Source organism: Sporosarcina cascadiensis, assembly GCF_009650995.1.
In the GTDB taxonomy this organism is placed as follows: Bacteria; Bacillota; Bacilli; order Bacillales_A; family Planococcaceae; genus Sporosarcina; species Sporosarcina cascadiensis.
This window is the reverse complement of record NZ_WHVV01000007.1, coordinates 105,437-130,078: the sequence shown is the minus strand read 5'-3', so window position 1 is coordinate 130,078 and position 24,642 is coordinate 105,437. Positions and strand designations below refer to the sequence as shown.

At 43.7% G+C, this 24,642-nt stretch carries 20 protein-coding genes; 4 read left to right on the top strand and 16 right to left on the bottom strand.

Annotated features, from left to right (window positions below):
* Window positions 1-59: 59 nt before the first annotated feature.
* Both GDZ68_RS09470 and GDZ68_RS09465 read right to left on the bottom strand, forming a co-directional pair.
* Window positions 60-1,478: an amidase gene (locus tag GDZ68_RS09470; RefSeq protein ID WP_153722050.1), complete on the bottom strand. Its 1,419-nt coding sequence runs from the start codon at window positions 1,476-1,478 to the stop codon at window positions 60-62.
* On the bottom strand, window positions 1,471-1,686 hold the full coding sequence (locus GDZ68_RS09465; RefSeq protein WP_228551067.1) for a hypothetical protein: 216 nt from the start codon (window positions 1,684-1,686) through the stop codon (window positions 1,471-1,473). Before GDZ68_RS09465 ends, GDZ68_RS09470 begins: the two co-directional genes overlap by 8 nt.
* Before the next feature lie 218 nt (window positions 1,687-1,904).
* On the opposite strand from GDZ68_RS09465, the gene GDZ68_RS09460 reads away from it, so the two are divergent.
* The 3 genes from GDZ68_RS09460 (at window position 1,905) to GDZ68_RS09450 (ending at window position 5,185) form a co-directional block, all read left to right on the top strand.
* Window positions 1,905-2,270 carry a DUF2188 domain-containing protein gene (locus tag GDZ68_RS09460; protein ID WP_153722049.1) on the top strand — a complete coding sequence of 122 codons (366 nt, stop codon included), beginning with the start codon at window positions 1,905-1,907 and terminating at the stop codon, window positions 2,268-2,270.
* Between the two features lie 797 nt (window positions 2,271-3,067).
* Window positions 3,068-4,753: a M14 family metallopeptidase gene (locus GDZ68_RS09455; protein ID WP_153722048.1), complete on the top strand. Its 1,686-nt coding sequence runs from the start codon at window positions 3,068-3,070 to the stop codon at window positions 4,751-4,753.
* Window positions 4,754-4,954: 201 nt separating this feature from the next.
* Window positions 4,955-5,185, top strand: a complete 231-nt coding sequence (locus GDZ68_RS09450) for a hypothetical protein (protein ID WP_153722047.1) — start codon at window positions 4,955-4,957, stop codon at window positions 5,183-5,185.
* Window positions 5,186-5,454: 269 nt separating this feature from the next.
* Here GDZ68_RS09450 and GDZ68_RS09445 read toward each other — a convergent pair whose 3' ends face one another.
* The 9 genes from GDZ68_RS09445 to GDZ68_RS09405 form a co-directional block, all read right to left on the bottom strand.
* Window positions 5,455-6,024, bottom strand: coding sequence for a DUF488 domain-containing protein (locus GDZ68_RS09445; RefSeq protein ID WP_153722046.1), 570 nt, complete (start codon window positions 6,022-6,024; stop codon window positions 5,455-5,457).
* A 108-nt stretch (window positions 6,025-6,132) separates the two neighbouring features.
* Window positions 6,133-7,404 carry a TRAP transporter large permease gene (locus tag GDZ68_RS09440; RefSeq protein ID WP_153722045.1) on the bottom strand — a complete coding sequence of 424 codons (1,272 nt, stop codon included), beginning with the start codon at window positions 7,402-7,404 and terminating at the stop codon, window positions 6,133-6,135.
* Window positions 7,385-7,882, bottom strand: coding sequence for a TRAP transporter small permease (locus tag GDZ68_RS09435; protein ID WP_153722044.1), 498 nt, complete (start codon window positions 7,880-7,882; stop codon window positions 7,385-7,387). Before GDZ68_RS09435 ends, GDZ68_RS09440 begins: the two co-directional genes overlap by 20 nt.
* Window positions 7,883-8,103: 221 nt before the next feature.
* Window positions 8,104-9,147, bottom strand: a complete 1,044-nt coding sequence (locus tag GDZ68_RS09430) for a DctP family TRAP transporter solute-binding subunit (RefSeq protein ID WP_153722043.1) — start codon at window positions 9,145-9,147, stop codon at window positions 8,104-8,106.
* Window positions 9,144-10,193, bottom strand: coding sequence for a DctP family TRAP transporter solute-binding subunit (locus tag GDZ68_RS09425; protein WP_153722042.1), 1,050 nt, complete (start codon window positions 10,191-10,193; stop codon window positions 9,144-9,146). The genes GDZ68_RS09430 and GDZ68_RS09425 overlap by 4 nt, the downstream gene beginning before the upstream one ends.
* Before the next feature lie 134 nt (window positions 10,194-10,327).
* Window positions 10,328-10,996, bottom strand: a complete 669-nt coding sequence (locus GDZ68_RS09420; RefSeq protein WP_153722041.1) for a response regulator — start codon at window positions 10,994-10,996, stop codon at window positions 10,328-10,330.
* Window positions 10,989-12,566, bottom strand: coding sequence for an ATP-binding protein (locus tag GDZ68_RS09415; protein ID WP_153722040.1), 1,578 nt, complete (start codon window positions 12,564-12,566; stop codon window positions 10,989-10,991). Before GDZ68_RS09415 ends, GDZ68_RS09420 begins: the two co-directional genes overlap by 8 nt.
* Window positions 12,567-12,858: 292 nt before the next feature.
* Window positions 12,859-14,058: an NAD(P)/FAD-dependent oxidoreductase gene (locus tag GDZ68_RS09410; RefSeq protein WP_153722039.1), complete on the bottom strand. Its 1,200-nt coding sequence runs from the start codon at window positions 14,056-14,058 to the stop codon at window positions 12,859-12,861.
* A 182-nt stretch (window positions 14,059-14,240) separates the two neighbouring features.
* Entirely contained in the window at window positions 14,241-16,070 is a 1,830-nt protein-coding gene (locus GDZ68_RS09405; RefSeq protein ID WP_330583162.1) for a DNA ligase D, read from the bottom strand.
* A gap of 91 nt (window positions 16,071-16,161) precedes the next feature.
* On the opposite strand from GDZ68_RS09405, the gene ku reads away from it, so the two are divergent.
* The gene (gene ku, locus GDZ68_RS09400) at window positions 16,162-16,983 is read left to right on the top strand and encodes a non-homologous end joining protein Ku (RefSeq protein ID WP_153722037.1); all 822 of its coding nucleotides are present in this window, start codon (window positions 16,162-16,164) and stop codon (window positions 16,981-16,983) included.
* A gap of 52 nt (window positions 16,984-17,035) precedes the next feature.
* On the opposite strand, the gene GDZ68_RS09395 is transcribed toward ku, so the two are convergent.
* The 5 genes from GDZ68_RS09395 to GDZ68_RS09375 all read right to left on the bottom strand — a co-directional run bounded on the left by GDZ68_RS09395 (window position 17,036) and on the right by GDZ68_RS09375 (window position 24,588).
* Complete coding sequence (locus tag GDZ68_RS09395; RefSeq protein WP_153722036.1) at window positions 17,036-19,681, bottom strand: MMPL family transporter; 2,646 nt, start codon at window positions 19,679-19,681, stop codon at window positions 17,036-17,038.
* Window positions 19,682-19,684: 3 nt separating this feature from the next.
* Window positions 19,685-20,131 (bottom strand): MarR family winged helix-turn-helix transcriptional regulator, encoded by a 447-nt coding sequence (locus GDZ68_RS09390; protein WP_153722035.1) that lies wholly within the window; start codon window positions 20,129-20,131, stop codon window positions 19,685-19,687.
* A 196-nt stretch (window positions 20,132-20,327) separates the two neighbouring features.
* Complete coding sequence (locus GDZ68_RS09385) at window positions 20,328-21,746, bottom strand: aspartate ammonia-lyase (protein WP_153722034.1); 1,419 nt, start codon at window positions 21,744-21,746, stop codon at window positions 20,328-20,330.
* 53 nt (window positions 21,747-21,799) lie between these two features.
* Window positions 21,800-23,044 carry a Zn-dependent hydrolase gene (locus GDZ68_RS09380; RefSeq protein ID WP_228551066.1) on the bottom strand — a complete coding sequence of 415 codons (1,245 nt, stop codon included), beginning with the start codon at window positions 23,042-23,044 and terminating at the stop codon, window positions 21,800-21,802.
* A gap of 17 nt (window positions 23,045-23,061) precedes the next feature.
* Complete coding sequence (locus tag GDZ68_RS09375) at window positions 23,062-24,588, bottom strand: sodium:solute symporter family protein (protein WP_153722032.1); 1,527 nt, start codon at window positions 24,586-24,588, stop codon at window positions 23,062-23,064.
* Between the last annotated feature and the right edge of the window lie 54 nt (window positions 24,589-24,642).

Sequence of the window (24,642 nt, the reverse complement as noted above, 5' to 3'; positions counted from 1 at the left end):
TTTTGGTTTATTTGTATTGCAAAGTGTCTTTCCTTATCGCAACTGGAATCTATATAATCTTACGCTCTTGATAATAACGGCGCCGTTCTGCCTTTCATTGGATTCGTCTGTTCGATCGCGTATCCGACATCCAGCAGAAGAGCTTCTGAAAATGCAGGCCCAATAATCTGAACACCTACCGGCAGATTACCTTTCAGTCCACCGGGCACCGACAACGCAGGCAATCCTGTCAAGTTACTTGGTCCTGTGAAGCGGATGATATTATCAATCAGATCCACTTGCTTACCGTTCAAGTCTACTGTATCATCTCCAATGGTGCTCGCCACTACTGGCAATGTCGGTGCGATCAGCACATCAACTTTCTGGAAAGCCTGCTGGAATTCTTGTTTCAGCTGACGGCGAACTTGCTGAGCCTGCAAATAATCTACAGCCGAAGGCAGTTCACCCAGTTCAAACAGCATGCGGATATCATCGCCAAAGTCCTGAGGTCGCTTCAGCATATCTTCATGATGAATCGTAGAAGCTTCTGAAAGTGATGTGACTAATTCCGCCCATTCTGCGTACTTTAAGGAAGGAATTTTCACAACCTCTACTTTAGCTCCCTGATCCACGAGTGCTTGAATATTTCCGCGCACGATCTGGTCTACTTCATTGTCCACTTCTTTAAAGAAATACTCTTCATTTACACCGATCACTAAATCCTTCACATTCCCTTGAATCTTCTGTAAATACTGGTCGACCGGCACATCAGCCGAAGTAGGATCCTTTTGATCGTAACCAGAAATAATATCCATCATTCCTGCCGCATCTTTGATTGTCTTTGTCATCGGACCAATATGATCCAACGTCCAGGCAAGCGGATAACAGCCGTATTTACTGACTCGTCCATGTGTCGGCTTCAATCCGATAATTCCACAAATGGAAGACGGAATTCTGATGGATCCAGCAGTATCCGTTCCCAGCGATGCAACACTTGAACCGATCGCAACCGCCGCTCCGGATCCTCCGCTCGAACCGCCTGGAATCTTATCCGTATCCCACGGGTTGCGGACCGCCCCGTAATGAGGGTTATTGTTCGTGATTCCCCAAGCGTATTCATGCATACTCAGCTTACCGGTAAAAATCACTCCTGCTTCACGCAGCTTGCTGACGACCGTCGCGTCATCATCCGGAACAAAATCTTTGTGAATCTTGGATGACATCGTAGTCACTTTATTTTTAAAATACAGATTGTCCTTCAAGGCCATTGGAATTCCATGGTACATGCCTCGATAGTTGCCGTCTTTAATTTCTTTTTCTGCTTCACGTGCTGATTGCTCTGCTTCTTCCCGGTAAAATGTCATATAGGCATTGATCGTATCCTGTGTCTCTTCTGCATGATCCAAAACCGCCGCAGTCAGTTCAACCGGTGACAATGAGCCGTTTTGCAATAACGGGGCCAATTCTTCTACAGATTTCCGAATCAATTCTTTAGCCAATATGATCACCTCCAGGAATATTACGAAGCCCTATGTCAGCGTCCTCGATATTCATATTTTCTAATGTCCCTCTTAATTCTTGCATACCCTTCCAGCGACTTTCCAAGATCTCCAAATGTTCCGGCTTAGCCTGAATCCCCTTGTTCTCTAGTAGTTGCTTAACGGATAGAGACAATGCATTCACTCCTTTTGTTTTATTTATCTTCATAGGAATACCCTAGTGAGATCAAACTTACTTAGTTATCAAATAGATTTTATCATTTAATTTGTTAGTTATCAAACTAATTAGAATAGGTTGATAAATAAGTACTATAATTCTTCTATTTTCCGAGAAATTAATGTGCGGTTAGAGAGCTGCTTGTCATTCATATTACGCGTTTACATTCTACTAAAAAAGGGAATTTATATGGAAGGAGGTGACGATTCATGCCATGGAGTAAAAATGATTATCCGCCGTCCATGAAAAATTTGGATTCCGATGTGCGTAATAAAGCCATTGAAATTGCCAATGCTTTGTTGAGGGAAAACTATGAAGAAGGCCGTGCCATCTCGATTGCTACTGCCCAAGCACATGAATACGTAGAAGGTAAAAGTGACAGCCGTCCCCATTATGAAGTAAAGCCGCGCGATGACGAATGGGTATTCAAAAAGCCGAATAGTGACCACGTGATTTACAAAGGTGACACTAAAACGGAGCTGTTGGATAAAGCGAAAAAATATGTAAATGAACATGACGGCATTCTATCTGTTTTTAAGACAGATGGAACACATGAAAAAACGCTGTATGAATAATCAAGCAGGGGCTGTCTTGGAAATCATTCCGTCTGATTTCCAAGACAGCCCTGTTCTTTGTCCAGCTTTTTCGGCAGCGCGACAATATTATAATGCCCTATGATCACGCGAAAGGTATGTATGACCAAGTGGGAGGATGGCATGAGCGCGAACGGGTGCTGAATGAGCGGTTTTTCCGGACAGTATGAGCACGCAGATGACATCTATGATCAGGAATGAAGGTGGTATGATCATCGTGACAAAATTACGCGATGAGCTTCCGTCTGACAGTGCGATTGGTATGGCAAATACGGAGCTTTGAGCGCCAAAGAGGTGTTTTGGTGTTCGGAAGCCTTAGTTACGCGCTAGTTAAGTTCGTATTAAGATTTTCTTCCTTTCCCCTTGTAAATTTTTCCGTCGATATTTCAAACTCCTCCCTATTCCATTTCATATAGCAGACTATGGAAGATAAGGCCACTGCTCACTGCCACACTTTTTGAATAAAGGGTAGAAACCGCTCCTTAAGTCATGCCTGAGTTGTTAGTAACTTTATGGTTTACCGTTCGGATTACTGGTTTCCCATCTAACTCGTGCACCAATTACTTTTCATTCAAATATTACTAAAGTTATACAATTATTACTCCACACTCGAAATAATTAAATACTATGAGATAAGAGTAGTATGGTATTTTAATAATCTAGACTAATTGGACGAAATTTTTCGAATATAAGTATCTTATATTGAATCCATGATGCTTCTAATATAAATTGAATTTGTAAGCGCTTACCAGCTAATTAACTAACTAAGGGGGATTTTCATGTTAAAGAAAAAACTATTACTACCAGCACTCATAGCAACTCTTGTCGCAGCACCTGTATATTCATCTGCTGCAACCACCGAGTCTTCCATTCCTCCAGCCGCCGGCCAAACGTTCCCGTATACACCTTATGCGCCAAGCACTTTTTATGCACAGTCTTCTGAGATCTTAGAGTTGTATAAGGAACCTGAAATGGAATTAGTAACGCCAGGTATGAAAAAAGACAAGTGGATGACAAACAATCCGGATATGATGCGTTATTTACAAGGTATTGCGGAAGCAAATCCAAATGTCACGATGGAAATTGCAGGTCACTCTCTTGAAGGCGAAGAGTTGCCTATGTTGATCTTCACAACTGCCGGCAGCAAAGATACAGAAGAGTTTAAGGCAAAGCCAACTGTTTGGCTGCAAGGACATGTACATGGAAATGAGCCGGCAGGCGGTGAATCGATGCTCGTTATGGCCAATGAGTTAGCCAATGGTAATCTCGGAAATGAAGTACTCGATGATATAAACGTCATCATTTATCCACGTATTAACCCGGATGGCGCCCAATACTTCCAGCGGCAAACAGCTCTGCGCTTAGATGCGAACCGGGACCACGTGAAATTAGAACTTCCTGAAACACAGGCTCTTCATAAAGCAATCAACCAGATTAATCCCGAAGTCATTGTTGACGCACATGAATATGGATTAAGTGAATCAGTATTCAAGAGCTTCGGAGAAAAAGGTTCTATCAAGTACCATGATATTTTATTATTATCAGGTAAAAACTTAAATATTCCTAAGCAAATACGGGACAAATCCGATGATTTATTCGGTAAAAATGTCTTTGAAGCACTTGATAAAAAAGGTTATTCAAACAGAGAATACTTTACTGATGGCTCTAAGAATGGCCATGTTACGTTAAATGAAGGCGGTGCCGAAGCTAGAATCGGACGTAATGCAAATGGTTTACAGCCCAGCTTTTCTTTCCTAGTTGAAAGCCGTGGCATTGGCATTGGCAAAGAAAACTTTGTTCGACGAGTCGCTTCGCAAGTTGAAACACATTCAAGTATTTTAAAGACAACAGCAAAAAATGCTCAGGGCGTTAAGAAGATGATACAAGACGCCCGTGATGAAATCGTTACTAAAGGAAAATCAGTCTCTGACCAAGATACAGTTATTTTACGAAGCGACCGAACAGAAGTTAAAAATCAATCACTTGAAGTTGTAGATGTCGCTACAGGAACCGTAAAAGAAATACCTGTCAGCTATAATAGCGCAACGAATGGAGTCCCAACTTTAGAAAGAATCCGTCCTACCGCTTATATTTTACCGCCCGCTTACCATCATATTGCGGACAAGCTTACACTGCAGGGGGCAACTGTAGCTAAAACAAAAAATGCTCAAAGGCTTGAGGTTGAGCGCTATGTCATTACAGATAAAAAAGTAGATACTAACCTATATGAAGGTCATATGCTTGCAAATGTGGATGCTGAACTATCCAAGAAAACAATCTTTTTCCCAGCAGGCAGTTACGTAATCAGCATGGCTCAACCAACTGCAAATCTCGTTGCACTCTCACTAGAACCTGAATCAGTAGACAGCTATGTTGCATTCAACTTTATTCCTGTAAATGTGAAAGATGAAGTGCCTGTTTACCGATATATGAAAGAACTGGAGCTGGAACTAGTACTTGAATAATCGCCAGTAAGACATTTTCTAGTTCATCTGAATATATAAAAAAGATAAATGAGTGTCCAGAAACTCTGTGCTCGCGGTAAGCCCGGAGTTTCTGGCATAGGATAATTTTAAAGCAAAATAAAAGTTTGTCTTCAACTGTTCAAGCACATGAATATGTAACATGACGGCATTCTATCTGTTTTGAAGACAGATAAACGCTGTATGAATAATCGAACAGGGCTGTCTTGGAAATCATTCCGTCTGATTTCCAAGGCAGCCCTGTTCTTTGTGCAACTTTTTCGGCAGCGCGACAATTTTATAATGTCCTATGATCACGCGAAAGGTATGTATGATCAAGTGGGAGAATGGCATGAGCGCGAACGGGTGCTGAATGAGCGGTTCGCCCGACAATATGAGCACGCAGATGACATCTATGATCAGGCACGAAGGTAGTATGATCATCGTGCCAAAATTACGCGATGAGTTTCCGTCTGATAGCGCGATTGGTGTGGCAAACACGGAGTTTGGAGCGCGGCAGGAGGGTTTTGTTGCGCGAAAGCTCAAGTTACGCGCGGGTCCGGCGTCGTTTCGCTCGCTCAGCGATGACTTACGCGCGGCCGGCGTGCTTTTGGAGCGCCCCCCTCCGTATTAGACGATTTTCATTACTCCGCCAGACTCACGACGCAAAAAACTGCCCGGACCTTCATCCCGACAGTTATGAATCATTCCTTTTCCTCATCCGGCTCTGCAGGATACGTAACGGAGCCATCATCTTCAAGCACAACATCGTGGGGACCCCACTTTCCGATCTCGTGGTCTTCAATAAGTGTTTTTTCTTTCGGACCATCGATAATATGTTTCACCTTCCAGCCATGTTCTGCAAGCCAATTACTGATGACCATCCGGTGACACCTGGCCGGGTGACGTTCAGAACAGCAAATTGCAATCCTGTCATCATTCGCTTCTTTCATTAACTGATCGATTCCTTCTAGAAATTCGTCCGACAGCGTATAGTCCGCATAGTTATGAAATGATTGGTTATTCCAGCCATCATTTATTTCCGGATCAACCGTTTTCGACTTTCTTCTACGGCCGCCAAGCTTGCCAAAATGTTCATACGCAATCTGATGTTCAGGAAGCCATTCTTTCATTCGATCCTCGTGAAAATGAGGAAATTTCCGGCTGCCGGGAAAGGCCCGCACATCGACTAGTTTTTCTATGCCTGCATCATCCAGAAGCTTCAAAAACTCTTCCTTTGTGTGTGTAGAATGTCCAACCGTATAGATCTCCATCTCTTGTCACTCCTCTGCCCTTACTGTTCCCTTCCTGACTGTATGACTAAACTTTTTCTGCATTCAAAAAAGCCCTCCAGTACAAAACTGCACTGAAGGACCTGCTTTTTAATCCATTTGCTCTGTCAGCCACAACGAAAGCTGCGGGAATAGTACGACGAGCACCAATACGAGAATCATCAGGAAAATGAATGGAATGACTCCCCGGACAACATCCCCGAGTTTTTCCTTTGCTATCCCGCTCACTACAAATAAATTCAGACCAACCGGCGGTGTAATCATACCCAGCTCCATGTTGATTGTCATAATGATCGCGAAGTGCAGCAAGTTGATATCGAAGTGCACCAGCATCGGCAGCAAGATCGGCAGCGTGATCAAAATAATGGATACAGCTTCCAAGAACATACCGAGCACGAACAGCAGCAAGTTGACGATTAAAATAAATACCCATTTATTCATATCACTTTCTGCAATCCAGGCACCGATATGATGCGGTATCTGTGCATTTGTCAAATACAGGCCAAACAGACTTGCCGCACCGATAATCAAGAAAATCATCGCAGTTATATTGATCGATTCAATAATAATCGGGCGAATATCCCGGAAATGAAGTTCACGGTAAATAAATGCGGAAACTACAATACCGTAAAATACTGCAATAACAGCAGACTCTGTCGGTGTTACGACTCCGCTGTAAATACTTCCCAAGATCAAGAATGGAAGGAATGCTCCCCAAATTGCTTTAAGCGAGCTCTTTCTTCTCTCTTCCCAAGTCGCTTTATTCTCACTCTTATAGCCGTTTTTCTTAGCATAGAAAATAGCAGAAACGATCAGGACTCCTCCTAAAAGGATGCCCGGGATAATGCCGGCCATAAATAATTTACCAATAGAAACCTCTGCGGTAATCCCATAGATGATCAATGGAATACTTGGCGGTATCAAGATGCCCAGCGTACCGGCAGCTGCGATGAGTCCCATAGAATATTTTTTATCATACCCTGCATTCACCATCGCAGGAATCATGATGGAACCAATAGCGGCGGCAGTTGCAGGGCTTGATCCTGAAATTGCAGCGAAAATCATACAAGCCAGAATGGTTACGACCGAAAGGCCTCCCGGCAAGTGTCCAACCCATGTTTTCAAAGCCTCAATTAAATACTTTGAAATCCCGCCTCGCGCAAGCAATACTCCCGCAAGCACAAACCCTGGAATCGCCATCATTGGGAATGAGTCAAGCGCGGTAAAGATGCGCTGAGGCACCATGGTCATATTAAAGTCGATCTGCCACAGCACAACCATCGTCGATAAAGCCAGACTGATCGCAATCGGAACGCGCAGAAGGAGCAAAATAAAGAAAATACTAAGTAAGAGGATTATCATATTTTACATCCTTTCCGCGTATCTGATGAACAAGTCTCTCAATGAAACGCAACGTGAATAATAGACCCGAAATCGGCAGAATCAAGTAGATGATCCACATTGGAATCCCTACATCAAGCGATACCATACCCGAATGAAAACGGGATTCTACCAGTACGTATCCGTAGTATGTGTACGCCAGACAGAAGAAAATGCTGACGCTTGTTGCAAATATATCAACGACTTTCTGTATTTTCGTAGGCAGCTTATCATACAGCAGATCTACTTGAATATGCTGATTATGCCGCAACGCAATCGAAAACCCTAAAAACACACCCCAGATAATTACATAACGCACCACTTCTTCTACCCATGCTTTAGGCGAGTTGAAGCCATAACGCATGATGACACCGTAAAAAATGAGTGTGATACCGCCAAAGAAAAATGTTCCTGCTGAAATTTCTTCAATGCCTCTCCAAATCCTGTGAAATGTTTTCATTATCTAGCACACCCCTTCTTTACCTATTAAACAATTGCAAGTGCAGTACTGGTCGTCCCTCCAAATTTAACTCCCGTTTGGAAAACACATTCAAAAGACGACAAGTAATGCACTGTGCCAATGAAAAGAGAAATGCCGATCCGGTTATCAGATCGGCATGCATATTCCTGTTTATAACAGGCATTATGATCTCCGCTTTCCCACAAAGATGTTCATACTTCTTATTTTAAGTCACGGATCCCATCAAGCAATTCAGGCGTGATGTCATCTGAAAACTCATCGTATACCGGCTGCAATGCATCAACAAATTTCTGACGCTCTTCTTCAGACAACTCCGTAACTTCCACTTTTCCAGAGTTCTTGATGTTTTCGAAGCTTGCTGCGTTTTCTTCATCAGCCAGCTGCCACTCAAGCTCTGTTGCTTCTTTCAAAGCTTCTTCCACTTGTCCGCGGATATCTTCCGGCATACCGTCCCAGAATGATTTGTTAACGAATATTGCGTAGTCCAAACGGCCGTGCTCACTTACTGTCAAATGTTTTTGTACTTCAGAATATTTCTGCGTATCAAAGTTGTTGAATGTATTTTCCTGTCCGTCAACAGTTCCCTGCTGAAGAGCTGCATACGTTTCACCGAATGAAATCGTTGCGCTTCCTGCTTTCAGTGCGTTGAACTGAGACTCAAGTACTTTTCCTGCCTGTGCACGGAACTTCAATCCTTTAAGATCTTCAGGTGTTTTCATTTCGTGCTTATTATTAGAGAAATGTTTGAAGCCATTCTCCCAGAATGCTAATCCCATAATGTCGTTGCTGTTCAGCTGATCACTGTTTAAAATCGTTTGTGCTACGTCACTCTCGAAAAATTTGCGAGCGTGATCTTGATCTTTAAACAAGAAAGGCATATCAACATACTGCCAGCGAGGGTCCAATTTCACCATTTTTGTAACAGACGGCGCGATCATATGAACGTTGCCGGAAACCAATGCATCCAGCTCATCTGCATCCCCATAAAGCTGTGATGACGGATATACTTCTACTTTCGCTTTCCCGTCAGTCTTTTCTGCTACTAACTCAGCAAAGCGGTCAGCTGCTTTCCCCTTCACACTGTCAATTGCTGTAACGTGTGAAAACTTGATGATGATCGGCTTATCAGAAGATGTATCTTTTTCGCCGTCGCCTGAACCTGATGAAGACTCTTTGTCAGATGAACAAGCTGCCGCTACGATAGCAAACATACTGATTATCGCCAGTAATAGAAACTTTTTCATTCTTTATTTCCCCCTTTTATTTTCGGAAGTGAATTTATATTTTTAGCCCCAAACCGCCCCCGATAAAAATCGTAAACCGGGCTGAAAGCTTCTTCCCACTGTTGTTTCTCTTCATCGGAGAGATGAGTAATCTCAATGCAATTGCATTCTTCCAATTTGGAGAGTTCCTGATCATTTAACTTATGGGCAATTTCCTGCTGCCATTCACTCACTTCGGACAGTGTTTCTTCAATCAATGAACGAACTTCATCAGGAAGGTCTTCCCAGAACTCCTTGTTCATCAGCAGCACATATCCCAAGTACCCATGATTGCTGACAGTCATATACTCCTGCCTGTAGTGCAGACTCTTACTCGTAATATTGGACATCGTATTTTCCTGTGCATCGATCAAACCCTCATCCAATGACTGAAATACATTATCAAAGTCCAATTTCACAGCGGATGCTCCGAACAGATTAAATTGCTGCTCGATGATATCACTCGGCATGATCCGCATATTCAAGCCTTTAATATCTGTCGGCTCGTTAATTGGAAAATCACGATTTGTCAGTTGTTTGAAACCGTTATCCCACATCCCCAGCATAACTAAACCTTGCTGATCCAGCTTACTGATCAGTTCCTGTCCGGTCTTGCCCTTTATATAAGCATGGACTTCTTCATAGCTGTCAAAGGCAAAAGGCAGGTCCATTACAGACCATTCCGGTACAATCGATGTCACTTTCGATGTGGCAGGTGCAATCATTTGGATATCATTATCCGAAAGCGCTTCCATTTCCTCGCCGTCTTTGTACAACATACTGTTCGGAAAGACTTGCACCTCGATATATCCATCACTGCGCTCTTTCATCAGACTGGCGAATCTTCTGGCTGCCAGACCTTTCGGGGTATCTTCGCCCACTACATGTGAAAAGCGAATAACCAGCCGTTCTTCCCCACTTAATTGTTCATGATCGACAGGATACCGAGTCTGCTGACAGCCTGCAAGCATTACGATTATTCCAAGCGAACTCATGACAATGAAAAAAGTTCTTTTCAGAGCATACATCGAAACTCATGCTCCTTCCCCAATCACCATTAATCTGATAATTTTTATTTTAAGTAATTTTAGACAAAATACAATATTAAGAAGTTAATGGACATTATGGTCTTTATGGTATTTCCCTATTGTGCCCTTACATTCTATTTAGAGGAATAATACCGTGTCGGACGTCCTATATTTCCATACTGAAGCTCAATATGCACTTTTCCATCAATCGAAAGAAATTCTAAATACTTTCGCACAGTTACCCTTGCCATTCCCACTTTTTGAGCCAACTGTTCAGCAGTGAGCGGCACTCCTTCACTTTTCAGTCCTGAGTAAACCTGCTCCATTGTAAATTCATTTAGTCCTTTGGGCAGATCAGAAATTTTCCCTGTACTGCCCATCCATACATCGATATCTTCCTGCTTCAATTTATCAACCGAATGAAATTTCCAATAATTTTTACTGAATTTCAACAGCGCTTCCTGAAACCGCTCGAAACGGAAGGGCTTCACTAAATAATCAACGGCACCAAACCGGAGCGCTTCCCGAATAGTAATGGCATCCCGTGCTGCCGTAATCATGATCACATCGCTCGCGACATTTTCCGCCCGAATCAGTTTCAGCAGTTCCATTCCTGTCATATCCGGCAAATACATATCCAGTAATATCAAATCAGGCTGCAGCTCGCGAATCTGTTCGATCGCCGGCTTTCCTTCCATTGACTCTCCAATTAATTTAAAACCATTCAGCTTCTGCAAAAAACCCTTATTCACTTCCAGCACCATTGGGTCATCTTCTACGATGTATACAGCCAATTCAGCCATGATTTTGTTCACCCGCTTTCAACGTAATGATCGATCCTGCAACAGATTGTGAACGCGCAGAAATCGTTCCTTTATTGGAATCCATGATTTGTTTCACTAAAGCCAAACCGATTCCCCTGCCTTCTTTTCCTTTCATACTGAATCCGTAGTCAAACATCTTTTCCGCTTCAGCCGGCAATCCGCAGCCACTGTCTTCTATCTCAATAAACAGGAAATCCCGATCTCCCTCTATCAAAATAGTAATGTTCTTTTCCTCTTCCAGCAGGCAGGCTTCCATCGCGTTATCGATTAAATTCCCGAGTATCGTCACGAGATCCCCGCTTGAAAATCCGGTCATCACTTCCGATAAATAGGATTCGTCATCAATGGTAAATAAAACCCCCAGCTCTTTTGCACGGGAACGCTTGCCGATGAGTATCCCCAGAATGGAATAGTCTGCAATCCGTTCCTTCAAAAACTGCATCACTTCCTGCTCATCAGACGTCTCATCAATGATCAGCTTTAGCGCTTCCTGAGAACGGTCCAGCTGTATTAAACCTGCGATGCTGTGCAGTTTGTTCATATATTCGTGGTTTTGCGAGCGCAGGGAATCTACGAGTGACTTGATTCCGGTCAGTTCCTCCGCCAATGAATGCGCTTCTTTCTGACCAGTCATCATAATTAACGAACCTGCACGCCTGTCATTGACGATAATCGGAAAAATTCTCACAAGCATCATCTTTCCATGCAGCAGTAACGGACGATATGCGACTTCTTCCTCTTTACGCAAAGCATCCTTCGTCAGCCATGTATTTGGGAATGCCTCCTCGACAGCAATCATTTCATTCTCCAGACCGGTGTATTCCTGTGCCAGCCGGTTCAAAAAGACAATCCTTTCCTGTTCATCCGTTGCCAGTATACCGATGTCCATCGACTGCATCATGGCCGACCGCTCTTCCACCAAGCGTGAAATTTCATATGGCTCCATATTTAATGTCTGCTTTTTCAGATGGTTGGCAATGAACAGAGAGCCAATCAGGCCGATCAGCAGTCCGCTCATCAATGAAAACAAAATATCATTCTTATAATCATTCAACAAACTCTGCCAGGTCGGTGAAAGTATCCCTACCGAAACCACCCCGATTTGTTTTACCCCTTCTTGATCCATGACAGGAACAAAAGCACGAATCGCAAACCCCATTACTCCTTGGGCTTTTGAGACATACTCATGTTCTGACAGTGAAGCCTGCTCGTCACCGCCTTCAAAAACGGTACCCAGTTTGCTTTCGGACGGATGTGAATAACGAATGCGATCCATGTCAAATACCACTATATAATCGACATCTGTCGCCAGTCTCACACGCTCAGCAATCGGCTGGATGCTGGATGCACCGTCCGCTTTTCCGATATCCTGCTTAATGTCAGGCAGCTGAGCAACAGTGCGTGCAATTGCAATAGCACGTGACCCCAGTTCTTTCTCAAACGCCCCGGATATATTGTGAATCATGATTACTCCACTCGTCACAACGGAGAAGAATACAAGAATAAATGAAAAAATGAACATTTTCATTCGCAGTGATATTCGGCTCATTCGATGATCTTCCTCTCACAGTGTGCTTTGATCTTCTTTTATTTTAACAGAACATTGTGAAGGCTGTATAAGCAAAATTGTATCCTCGTTGAAAAGCAGGTGTCGTTATATTGTTTTCACCCTCCTACAATATACTTATATAATTCGACAAAAAGATATAATTATCTAGAGTAACTGGACTATATATATTGATGTTGCCCGACAATCGGAGTAATGTTGTAAGTAAATAACAATTCTACTAGTCTGTGAAAAAACAGCAGGCCATGATGAGATTCATCATGGCCTGCTGTTTTCAGCGTTCCAGCTCCAATATAGGTTCATTTGGATTTTGTTTCCCTTTCATTTCATCACGGATTAAATGGGCGCCCAGCATACTGTAAACCGTCCCATTGCCCCCCAAGCCTATTAAATAATAAACATGTGGCTCTTCCGGATGATGTCCGACAACCGGGAGTTCATCGGTCGATTCACCGAATAATGCGGTCCATTCATACTCCAGCCTGATTGGATGATTAGGGAAAAGTTTCTCCAGCTCTTGCCTTAATTCATTAAATTTCTCTGCTGTCTGCTCCTCTGTTTTCGGCAGCTGATCGGTGTCCTTATCGAGCCCTCCCGCCACAATGCGCTGGTCATCTGTCAGCCGCATATATAAATAAGGGCGCTCAGTTTCCCAGATCATCATGCGGTCCTTCCAGAATGAAAGATCTTCAAAAGGTTCGGTTGCCACAGCATAGGTAACTTTCAAATCTTTTTGTTCAATCTTCATTTCCGGCGCCGGTGCATATCCTGTCGTGACGACAACTGTACGTGCATAAAAATCTCCTGCAGTGGTTTTCACGATTGTGTTTTCATCCGCTTCCTGAATCTCTAAAACTTCTGTCTGTTCCCAGACATGCATGCCTTTTTCATAAGCATACTGGACAGCTCCCGCGCATAAACGGAGAGGGTTTACTTCCGCATCGCCTTTCGTCACAATAGCAGCCGGCTTGGAGAATGAAAAATGAGATTCAATATCTTCCCGCTCCCAAAACTCGACTGGAAAACCATGCTTCCTGAGCGCCTCATATTCCCGGCGCAATTTCGGTACGTCTGCTTCCGTACTGGCATAATAGAGACTTTGACGCGTGTGGAACTGCACATCAAACGGCATATGCTCCGCCGTACTCTGCAGCTGTTCAAGCGCACGTTTACATGACCGGTAAAACTCCACAGCCTGTTCTTCTCCAATCTGCCCGATCAATTCATGGAGCATAATATCATTGGAAAATTGCAGCAAACCGGTATTTGCCGCGGTGCTGCCGGATCCGATCCTTTCCTGTTCCAATAAAACTATCGAATACTCTTCTTGCGACAGCACATAGGAACAAAGAGCTCCTGACATGCCGCCTCCGATGATTGCTACATCGTACACTTCTTTTTTTTCATTGTTTTCATAGTCTGTGCGTTCAAATGTCGACTCCCAATATAAAGACCCCATATGCAGTTTCATCATTCATTGTCCCCTGCCTATTTGTTTATTAGTTATCTACCCTTTGCCGAATGATAGAAAACATACAGGCATCAAAAGCGTCTATGAGCATAAATAAGCGGATGTTTTATGATCATCGCCGAATAAAGAAGGAACTGTCCCGGCAAGCTTCCCGTCAGACCCCTTTCATTTTGCAGAATCCCTCTTCACATCAACCCTTTTAAGTTGTTTAACACGTCTTGAAACGGCTGCTTCTCCCCCGCTTCACTGAAATTCCTGAACAAATCACCAGTTGTCTCCAGCCGCTCTAATACAGAGTATATGGAAAACATACTTGGCTGTAGCGACTGAGTGACTTCGCTCCAATCCAGTGGGGTCGCAACCAATGCGTCCGTATTTCCGCGCGGTGAGTAAGGCGCGATAATCGTTTTGCCTTCCTGATGCTGCACATAATCTAAATACAATTTTGTTCCTCTGTTTTTCTTCAGCCGCTCCGTTGTGAACCATTGCGGCTCCTGCTCGCACAGAAAATCACAAACGAATTTCGTAAACACGCGTGTATCCTCATAGCTGAACTGATCATACGGTAAGGGAATATACAGCTGGAGCCCTTTATTTCCCGAGGTTTTGACAAATGCCTGTAATTGAAATTGGTCGAAAATAGCTTTCATCTGCACTGCCGCTTCCACTGCCAATGAAAAGTATTCAACCGAAGGCGGGTCTAAATCAAAAACGATTTCTGTCGGATTCGCCGTCCGGACGGTCTGGAACGGGATATGAAATTCCAAAGCCAGCTGATTGCCGAGCCACAGCAATGTCTCGATCGTGTCGCATACAATGTAATCAATCCCTTCATTCTGAACTGTACGGACAAATGCCGGCGTGTAATCCGGAGCATTCTTCTGAAAGAAACGCTCTTCCGAAACCGTTCCATGCGGATATCGAATGACAGTCAGCAGCCGGTCTTGTAAAAACGGCAGAAGATACGGCGCAGCCAGCTGAAGATACAATAAGTAATCTTCTTTTTTTATCCCCGGTTTCTTCCATAGACACTTTTCAGGATGCGTTACCTCGATATTAGGCGGCAGCGGATAGAGCTCACGGTACATTCGCTGCCATGTACACTGTTCCGCATGCACATCCAAAGCGAAGGAATCAAAACGGGGCTCTCGCAGATGTTTTCCGTCAAAATCGATGCAATGGATGACTGCACAGACAGAAGGCTTCACTATCCACCGGGAACTTCCGCTCAATCTTTTTCCATTCTCATAAAAAAAGGTTTGGAGAATGCCCTCTTCGTCCCCCGATAAACCGTGGCGGAACGTGACCACTTCGGCTAGCTGATCCTCACGATAAACTGCGCCGGTAAAAAAACCGTTTTCCTTATCAAATGATGTAAGCACCACATGAACTTTCCGCCAATTTTTATACTTCAGCCAGTTTTCCGTACGTTTTCCTTCCAGCCATTCACTGCTTCTTTTTTTCGCAATTACACCTTCTCCATTTGCCAAAAGAACCCGGTCCCAACATGGTGCCGCCTCTTCAAACACCTCAGCCGCCTGCACCTTTGCAGGATGCCTGTATTTCACTTTCACCGGGAGTTCCAGCTGCGTAAAAAGCTTTTTCAGCTTCTCTTTACGCTGTTCATATGTTTTCCCCGTTATCTCTTTTCCTGCATGTTTCAGTAAATCGAATGCAATATACTCACAAGGAAATGTTTGGACATGCTGCTGGATCACTTTCTCGCTGCGCATTCTTCCTCTCGTTTGCACTGCGTGAAATTCACTTCTGTAATCATTCAGCAAATGAACAATCTCTCCATCGAGGAGCAGCGGCAAATGAACGGAGACGTGTTCAAGTTTCGCTTCACAAAACTCTATGATCTCGGGAAAGCAGTCATTCAGCAGCCGTTCATTTCGACTGTATAAAAAGACTTCTGTCTCCGTCCAATAAAGAAGACAGCGAAATCCGTCATATTTCACTTCAAACGACCAATCGCCGTCTTCGGGTAATTCTGCAGTTTCTGTCATCAGCATAGGCTTCAAATCCACTCACTCCATTCATGTATAGGATGAACTGAATTTCGCATACTACCCGGAAAGATTTCATTTGAAGGAGGTTATCGTCATGCACACCATTTGGAAAGGCAGCATCAGCTTCGGTTTGGTCAATATCCCGATTAAATTGCATGCCGCCACCGAAAATAACGACATCAAACTACGCCAGCTGCATAAAGAATGCCACTCTCCCATTAACTATAAAAAAGTATGCCCCATCTGTGGAAAAGAAGTTAAAGGGGAGGAACTGGTCAAGGCGTATGAATACTCAAAGAATAAATTTGTTGTCTTGGATGAAGAAGAGCTGGAAAAACTAAAGAAGGAAAATGAAGATAAAGCGGTGGAAATCGTAGACTTCGTCAAGCTGGAAGAAATCGATCCCATTTATTTTGAAAAGAGCTATTTCATGGCACCCGATGCCAATGGTGGAAAAGCCTATGCCCTGCTTAGAAAAGCTTTGAAAGAATCCGGAAAGATCGGCGTCGCTAAAATCATCATCCGATCCAAAGAACAATTGGCAGTCGTACGTGTCTATCAGGATTCACTGCTGATGGAAACGATTCATTTTCCCGATGAGGTCCGGAGTATCGGGGATGTACCTAATATTCCCGGTGAGGATCTGGTCGTAAAAAAAGAACTGGATACGGCTTTATTGCTGGTGGACCAGCTGACAACGACATTTGAACCTGCTAAATATACAGATGATTACCGGACAGCCTTAATGGAACTCATTGAAGCAAAGAAGTCGGGGAAAGATACCGTTTCTGCTAGCGAAAAACCGGCGGCGCCTTCAAACGTCACAGATTTGATGGCGGCTTTACAGGCTTCATTGGATAGAACACAGAAAAAACCGGCTCCCCGGAAACGAACTCCCGCGAAGAAAAGAGCATAACAAACAGGCCGCCCGGTATTTTTCCGGACGGCCTGATTTATTCTTTATTATATTATCCTCTGAACGGCCACCAGACACCCCGGCCAAATGAAACTGTTATGGCAGGGATTAGCAACGGCAGGATAATCAATCCGTACAGCAATAATCCAGAAATAACAATGGTTGCAATCTGAACCAGACTGAGTACGCCTGAAGGCATCATAGCCCCGAATGTACCCGCCAGAATTACAGCAGCTGTAATAATGACCGTACCCATTTTCGCCATCGAATGAATCAAAGCCTCTTTGACTTTCAAGCCGCCGATGCTCTCTTCACGGAATCGGTCGAGCAGGAAGATCGAATAATCGACGCCGAGCGCGATGAGCATGATGAATCCGAAGAACGGAACGGCCCAGCTGATGCCGTCATAGCCAAGGCCATTGACGAAAATCAGCTCGGTGATCGAAACAGCTGTATAATATGTCAGCAGCAGTGATCCGATCATATACAGCGGCATGATCGCTGAACGGAATAAAACAAACAGCACGATGAACAAACCGACCAGCATAATCGTAACCGTGCGCGTAAAATCCGCAGATGAAATATCATTCAAGTCGGAGTTCATGCTGGAGATCCCGCTGAATGCAAGTTCCGCATCCTCAAACGGCGTGTCAATGACAGAACGTTTAACTTGTTCTTTAATAGCATGCACCGTGGAAATCGCTTCACGTGAATACGGATTTTCCTTCAGGATAACTTCCATCAAAATACCTTTTTCACCGTCGAATGTATAACGGTCGATCACCGGCTTGAACTCTTCATTTTCAAGCGTGCCTGCAGGAATAAATAATCCTGTGTCGCGGACACTTTTCGTATCGCCCATATCATTCAGCATCACAGATAATTCGTTTAAGCCGTCGCCGACTTCAGTCAATCCTTCATTGGCTGCTTTGACGCCGCCCGCCAGTTCCTTCAGACCGCCGCTGAGCGCTCCGAGCTGCGAACCGCTCTGGTCGATCTGCGAAGCAGCGCCTGCAATGCCATTGCCCACTTTGCCGAGTTCGGCGCTGAGTGCGTTCAGTCCACCGGCTGCCTGTGCTGCCGGCATGCCTTGCTGCAGTCCTCCTGCAATTTGCGCAAGCTGGCCGTTAATCTGCTTAATGCCGTTTGACGCCTGGCGCAGTCCGTCCCCGCCCGCAGAGCCGGCTGGCAGCTGTCCGGTGATTTGATTCAAACCATTTTCCACACTGCCCAGACCTTTGCCGATTTCACCCAGTCCGTCAGTCGCTTCATCAAGACCGTCTGCCATTAGTGCGATTTGATGATCCACATAGAGATCTTCAAGCAATTCGCCGGTCGGACGTGTGACTGTGCGGACACTTTTGACGCCTTCCACTTTTTCCAGGTCACGTGCGATGGCTTCCAGATACGTGACATCGCCTTCTTTGACGATTGGTGAATCTTTCTTCAGCAATACTTGAACCGGCAATGAATCCCCTTCGCCGAATGCATCGGAAATGAGGTTCAATCCTTTCACCGATTCCTTGCTGCTGTCAATTTCATCCACCGTATTGAACGACAGATCATTGTCATATGTCAATAACAGCGGAATGGTAATCACCGCAACGATCAGCATCGAAACGAGCGGACGCATGACCGAAACTTTACTGAATGAAATCCACAGCTTGCTGTCTTTATGCGATGCGGCCCCTTTAGACGGCCAGAACAATTTATCTTTCAGCAGTGCCATTAACAGCGGAACGATTGTGTAGAGAATCAGCATCAGGACCGCAATCCCCACAGCAACTGCTACCGCAGATTTAAAGATCGGGAAATCCGCAAATCCGATTGCGGCAAAACCGATAAAGACGGCAAGCGCACTGATGAACAGCGTGCGTCCGGCAGTTTTGTATGTGTTAATGATCGCTTCTTCCACTTCATGCCCTGCAAGCAATTCTTCTTTATAACGGCTTAACAGCAAAATACAGTAATCCGTTCCTAATCCGAATAAAATCGCCACAAGGAAAATCTGGGTGTAATTCGATACCGGGAATCCGAACCAGTCAATGAAAAATGCCACAAGTGACTGACTGAGCAAATACGTGATTCCGACTGCGAGCAACGGAACGAAAGGCGTGACAATCGAACGGAAGACAATCAGCAATAAAGCAAAAATCAATACGACTGTAATGACTTCGGTCTTTTTCAGTCCTTCTTGCGCACTTTCGTTGACGTCATCATTGATGATTGCTTCACCAGTCATGTAAATGGTTTCATCCTGAGGCAGCACTTCTTTTTTAATTTGTTTTGCCAGTGCTATAATCTCATCCTGCGTGCCGTCAACTGTAATCGGCAGCAGCACTGTTTTTTTATCCTCAGAGACCAGCTGGTTTTGCATTTCTTCACTCTCAAACGGATCGAGAACATCCGTGACAATTCCGCTGAGCTCTTTTATTTCTTTTGCCGTTGCGGAAATTTCTTTCTGCTTTGCCTCGTCCGCCGCTTTTTCCAGCGGATAGACTAGGGAAATAGTTTCTTCAGCTTCCCCTGCTTCTTCCAGCATTTTTGCTGCTTTTTGGGAATCCGCTGAGTCCAGCAGCTGGAATGAGCCTGCATCCTCGGCCTGCTTTGCCAGATCAGGTGCGAGCAAAAATAGCACAGCCGTTAATACGATCAGACCGATTGCGATCGGCCACTTTAATTTCAAGACGGTTTTCAAACGTTACATCTCCTTCATTAATAAAATCGTTTTGAGCTTGCGGAATGTCTCGATAAATTGTTCCAGCTCCTGCTCATCAATACGGTCTTTGAATATGCTTTCAATATTTTCATAGATGGCTTCGTTAGAGGTTGCGAGAATTTCACGCCCCTTTGCCGTCAATGAAATCCGATTGCTGCGCTGGTCATTCGGATCTTTTTCCGATTGCACCAGCTCTTTGTCCGCCAGTTTTTTCAGCCGTGTGGAAATGGCACTTTTATGCACGCCCTGTATTTCCGCCAGCTTGCCGCTTGATAGATTGCCATAGGCTGAGAGAATTTTCAGAACTTGTATTTGTTCCGGTGAATATTCTTTCCATATCGGTACATTGAGGTTCTTGACCACATGTTCTGTGCCGTAAATGATCACTTCCTCAAATAAATCCACTGCCTCTTGTAGCTGCTCTTTCAAAATAGTCCACCCCCTAAACTAATAGTATTAGTTTAGGGGGTGAACTAAATAAAGTCAACTATAAAACTTGTATTTAAAGTACTTCTCAAAAAATCGCAAGCCGATTTTACAATCAACTTGCGAATTCCATATGCAATTTCCATTGGACCATCCATCAACAATTCTAAAGTCGTTTTGCGATGTGTGTTTTTACGTATTATGAAATTCCCACAACTTTTTTCAACAGCGTGGAACCGGCAATACCAGGTTCAGTCATTTCCTTCGCATCTAAAATGATATCAAGTTCTTCTTCTGTCAGGTACCCATTGTGTATACAGATCGAACGCACGGACTTTCCTGTGATAAGTGCTTCCTTTGCAACTTGGGCAGCAATCTCATAACTGACATGAGGATTTATAGCAGTGACAATGCCAACACTAGATTCTACTAACTCTCTACAGCGCTCGGCATTTGCTGTAATTCCTTTAATTGCAAACTCTGATAATACTTCTACACCATTCGTAAGTATGGTTAATGATTTTAATAAATTCGACATAATTACCGGTCCCATTACATTAAGTTCTAATTGCCCTGCCTCTGAAGCAAGTGAAATAGTATGATCATTCCCGATCACTTGGAACGATATTTGATTAATCACTTCTGGAATAACAGGGTTTACTTTACCTGGCATAATAGATGATCCCGGCTGTCTGGCCGGTAGATTAATTTCATTGAATCCTGTCAGCGGACCTGATGACAGCAATCGTAAATCATTTGCAATCTTTGAAAGATTAATAGCTAATATTTTCAAGGCAGAGGAAATCTCCGTGTATCGATCTGTATTTTGTGTGATATCCACTAAATTCTCCGCTGTTTTCAATGGATAGTTTGTTTCTTCTATTAAGTATTCAATCATTTTCTCACGATAATCAACCCTGGCATTCAGACCCGTTCCGATGGCAGTTGCCCCGATACTGATTTTATTAAGCTGCTGTACAGATTGTTCAATACGAACGATATCCCGTTTAATGACGCAGGCAAAAGCACCAAATTCTTGACCAAGCCGTATGGGGATGGCATCTTGCAAATGAGTGCGTCCCATTTTAATAACACTGTCAAATTCTTTTTCTTTTATGACCATCTGTTCTTGCAAGGAGTGTAGACTTTCGCATAAGGTCTTTGCCAATTTAATTAAAGTTAGATGGACTGCAGTTGGGATCACATCGTTTGTTGATTGCGACATATTCACGTGAGAATTTGAACTGACAGAGTGATCTGAGCCTTTCAATATCTCGATTGAACGGTTGGCAAGCACTTCATTCACATTCATATTTAATGATGTGCCTGCGCCTCCTTGAATTGTATCTACAACAATTTGATTATTCCATAATCCCAATTCCATTTCTTCGGCAGACTTTCTGATCGCAGCTGCGATAGATTTATCCAACAAACCAATATCCGCATTGGCTTTGGCGGCAACTTTTTTAATTAACGCGATAGAACGGATCAATTCAGGATGAGGCTTTTCACCGGTAATCGGAAAATTCTCCAAAGCACGGGCAGTTTGAATACCATAATAAGCATTCGCAGGTATTTGTTTCTCTCCCAGTGAATCACTTTCTATTCGATACTTCACATCTATCCATCCCTTTCTAGATTCATATCAAATATATAGGGCAGTCAGATTATTTAATCTATCTGCTGATCGATTGCAAGAATTCCATTCAACATGACAGTACTCGCTAATTTAATATCCTCTGAAGTACTGTGTTCTTCAGGACAATGACTCTTCCCAGCAATACTCTTTACAAAAATCATCGCAGATTTTGAAATAAGCGACATATGGGCGGCGTCATGTACTGCCATGCTCGGTAACGTCATATAAGGAACGGACACTTGATCTGCTGATTTTTGTAAAATAGAAACAATTTCTTCATCCAACTTTGTGGGCTGCTGCTGTTGCAATAGTAATTGGCTAATTTGCACACCGCGACGTTTAGCAATTTCATTCCATTTTGAGTTAATTTCATCTACAACCCGGTCCATTCGGTCTTGGCATTCACCCCTAACTTCCAGCACAAAATCTACCTTTCCCGGTATAATATTGACAGCATTCGGTTCTACATCCAATTTCCCGACAGTGCCAACCAGGTCCGTCTTATCTTCCCCACAAATCTGTTCCACTGCAAGAATCATTTCAGCGACAGCTGTCAGTGCATCACTGCGATGTGGCATCATGGTCGTGCCTGAATGATTTGCTTCCCCAATCACAGTCACTTTACTTCGGTACACTCCTACCAGTCCATTGATAATCGCTACTGACTTACCATTTGATTCCAAGCGTTTCCCTTGTTCGATATGCATCTCAACAAATACCTTTTTCTCTTCTCTCATAGCTGCCATTTCATGGATCCTATCGATATCTCCATCTACTGTCTGCAGAGCCTCACTTAGCAAAAATCCCTTGGAGTCAGCAGCTATTCTAAGTTCTTCTTCTGACAACTTCCCAACGAAAGCACGGCTCCCCAGCGTGGATAAACCAAAATCATTCGATTCTTCAGCAGTAAATGAAACGATTTCCAGATCGTGATCTAATATGATATTTTTTTCGATAATGGTGCGAATTATTTCTTTTGCAACAAGCGTACCAAGCGCCCCATCATATTTCCCGCCGTTTGGTACTGTGTCTAAGTGAGAACCGATAACTATACTGCCTTTTTTCTTTCCGTTCCCCTTTAGTTTCCCCCAGATATTTGCAATGCCATCAATCGTTATGTCTAATCCTAGTTCTTGTAATTCTTCAATAAAACGTATTCGGACTTCCAAATCTTCCGGTGAAAAACTTGGTCGTGTAATCCCTCCGCGTTCATCACGGCCATATGCTGCATAGTTTTGAAGATCTTCCACTAAACGCGGCAACTGAATTTGCACCATTATTTATCCTCCTAAGATTAATACGTATCAACCGAAATATCAGGTTTCGTATTTTTTTCATCAGTTAGCGTGATCACCTTCCGATCATCTACATAACTTTCTATTACAGAATTCGTATTTGGTTTGGTCACATAGCTGACGCCGATCATGACAACCGTATTGGCTAGTAAACCAATTAGACCTGGATGTATTTCAAATGGTGTGGAAGTTGCAAACATTTGGTAATAAAAGTTGACTGCAAAGCCCACTACTATACCAGTAAATACGCCCTTGGATGTTACCCGTCTCCAGTACAGTGCGCTGAGTACGCCCGGTGTAAACTGAATGATCGATCCATAGGCCCCCAATAATAAAGCTACAACACCTTGTCCTCCAAATACTGCTATGCAATAAGCTAATGCTCCAATCACCACTACAGCGCTCCGCATAATCAACAGCGTCTGTTTATCTGACAAATTCGGGAATATATTCTTAATGACACCATCTGTAAACTCCATGGATGCGCTATGTGTAATAACATCCGCACTTGACATCGCTGCGGCCAGTGCTGCCGCCCCTACAAGTCCATACAGCCAGCCCGGCAAGGATAAAAAAGTGGTAATTAAGTATGGCAAGATTTGATCCGATTCACCAACTGCACTCACCTCGACAATTCCAACCGCAGCAAAACCTGCTAACAATAAAGGAATGATCAACAATGCAAATAACGGATAGGCAAGAACAGTCTTTTTAATCGTCAGCGCATTGGAAGAATAGGATCTGGCGAACATATGCGGCCACATCAGAAAGCCTATGACAGAGACCAATATGACCGAAGTAAAGGCGGTAGCCGACATAGTGGAACCTTCCGCTCCAATTCTCAAAAAGTCCGGATTTGATGCAGCAATTTTTGAGAACATTTCGCTTGTCGTCCCATGCATTTTCTTCACTATCGTGATGCCTATGACCCAAGATACAATAATCATTAATGCCCCCTGGAACACATCTGACCAAGCTGCTGCCCGCAAACCGCCTGTCGCAACATACGTAACAACAATAGCGTAGGCAATTAAAGCGCCAAACCAGAAAGCAATCCGACCATCCGTCATAATATTAAAAATAATGGCCATACCCCGTAATTGAGTAGCTAAATACTGAATACAGGCAAAAAAGGCAATAAACCCGACCAGGATCCCCAGTGGTTTACTTTGAAAGCGTGTCTGAATAAAACCGACTAACGAATAAAGATTAAATTTTCGGCCAATCCTTCCGATTTTTGGACCGAGAATATACCAAGGCAGCAGTGAGAAGGCCAAATACGCCAATATGTAAAACGCAGGAGCCCCGCGTGTAAATGCCCATCCCGGTGCACCTAAGAATGAAAAGGCGCTAAAAATAGCTCCCCCCATTAGAAACCAAGTCAAAAACAAACCTAACCCTCTGCCCGCAGTAGTAAATTCCTCCAGTGAAGCCTTGTTTGTCCCTCTGCCCGCCAACACCCCAACAATAAGTGCGATCGCTAAATATAACACCATAATAAACATCGATATTTGCCAGTGTTCCATATATTTATGCCTCCTCTTTGTCCGGGTCTAAAAAATATAGAATTAGAACTGTAA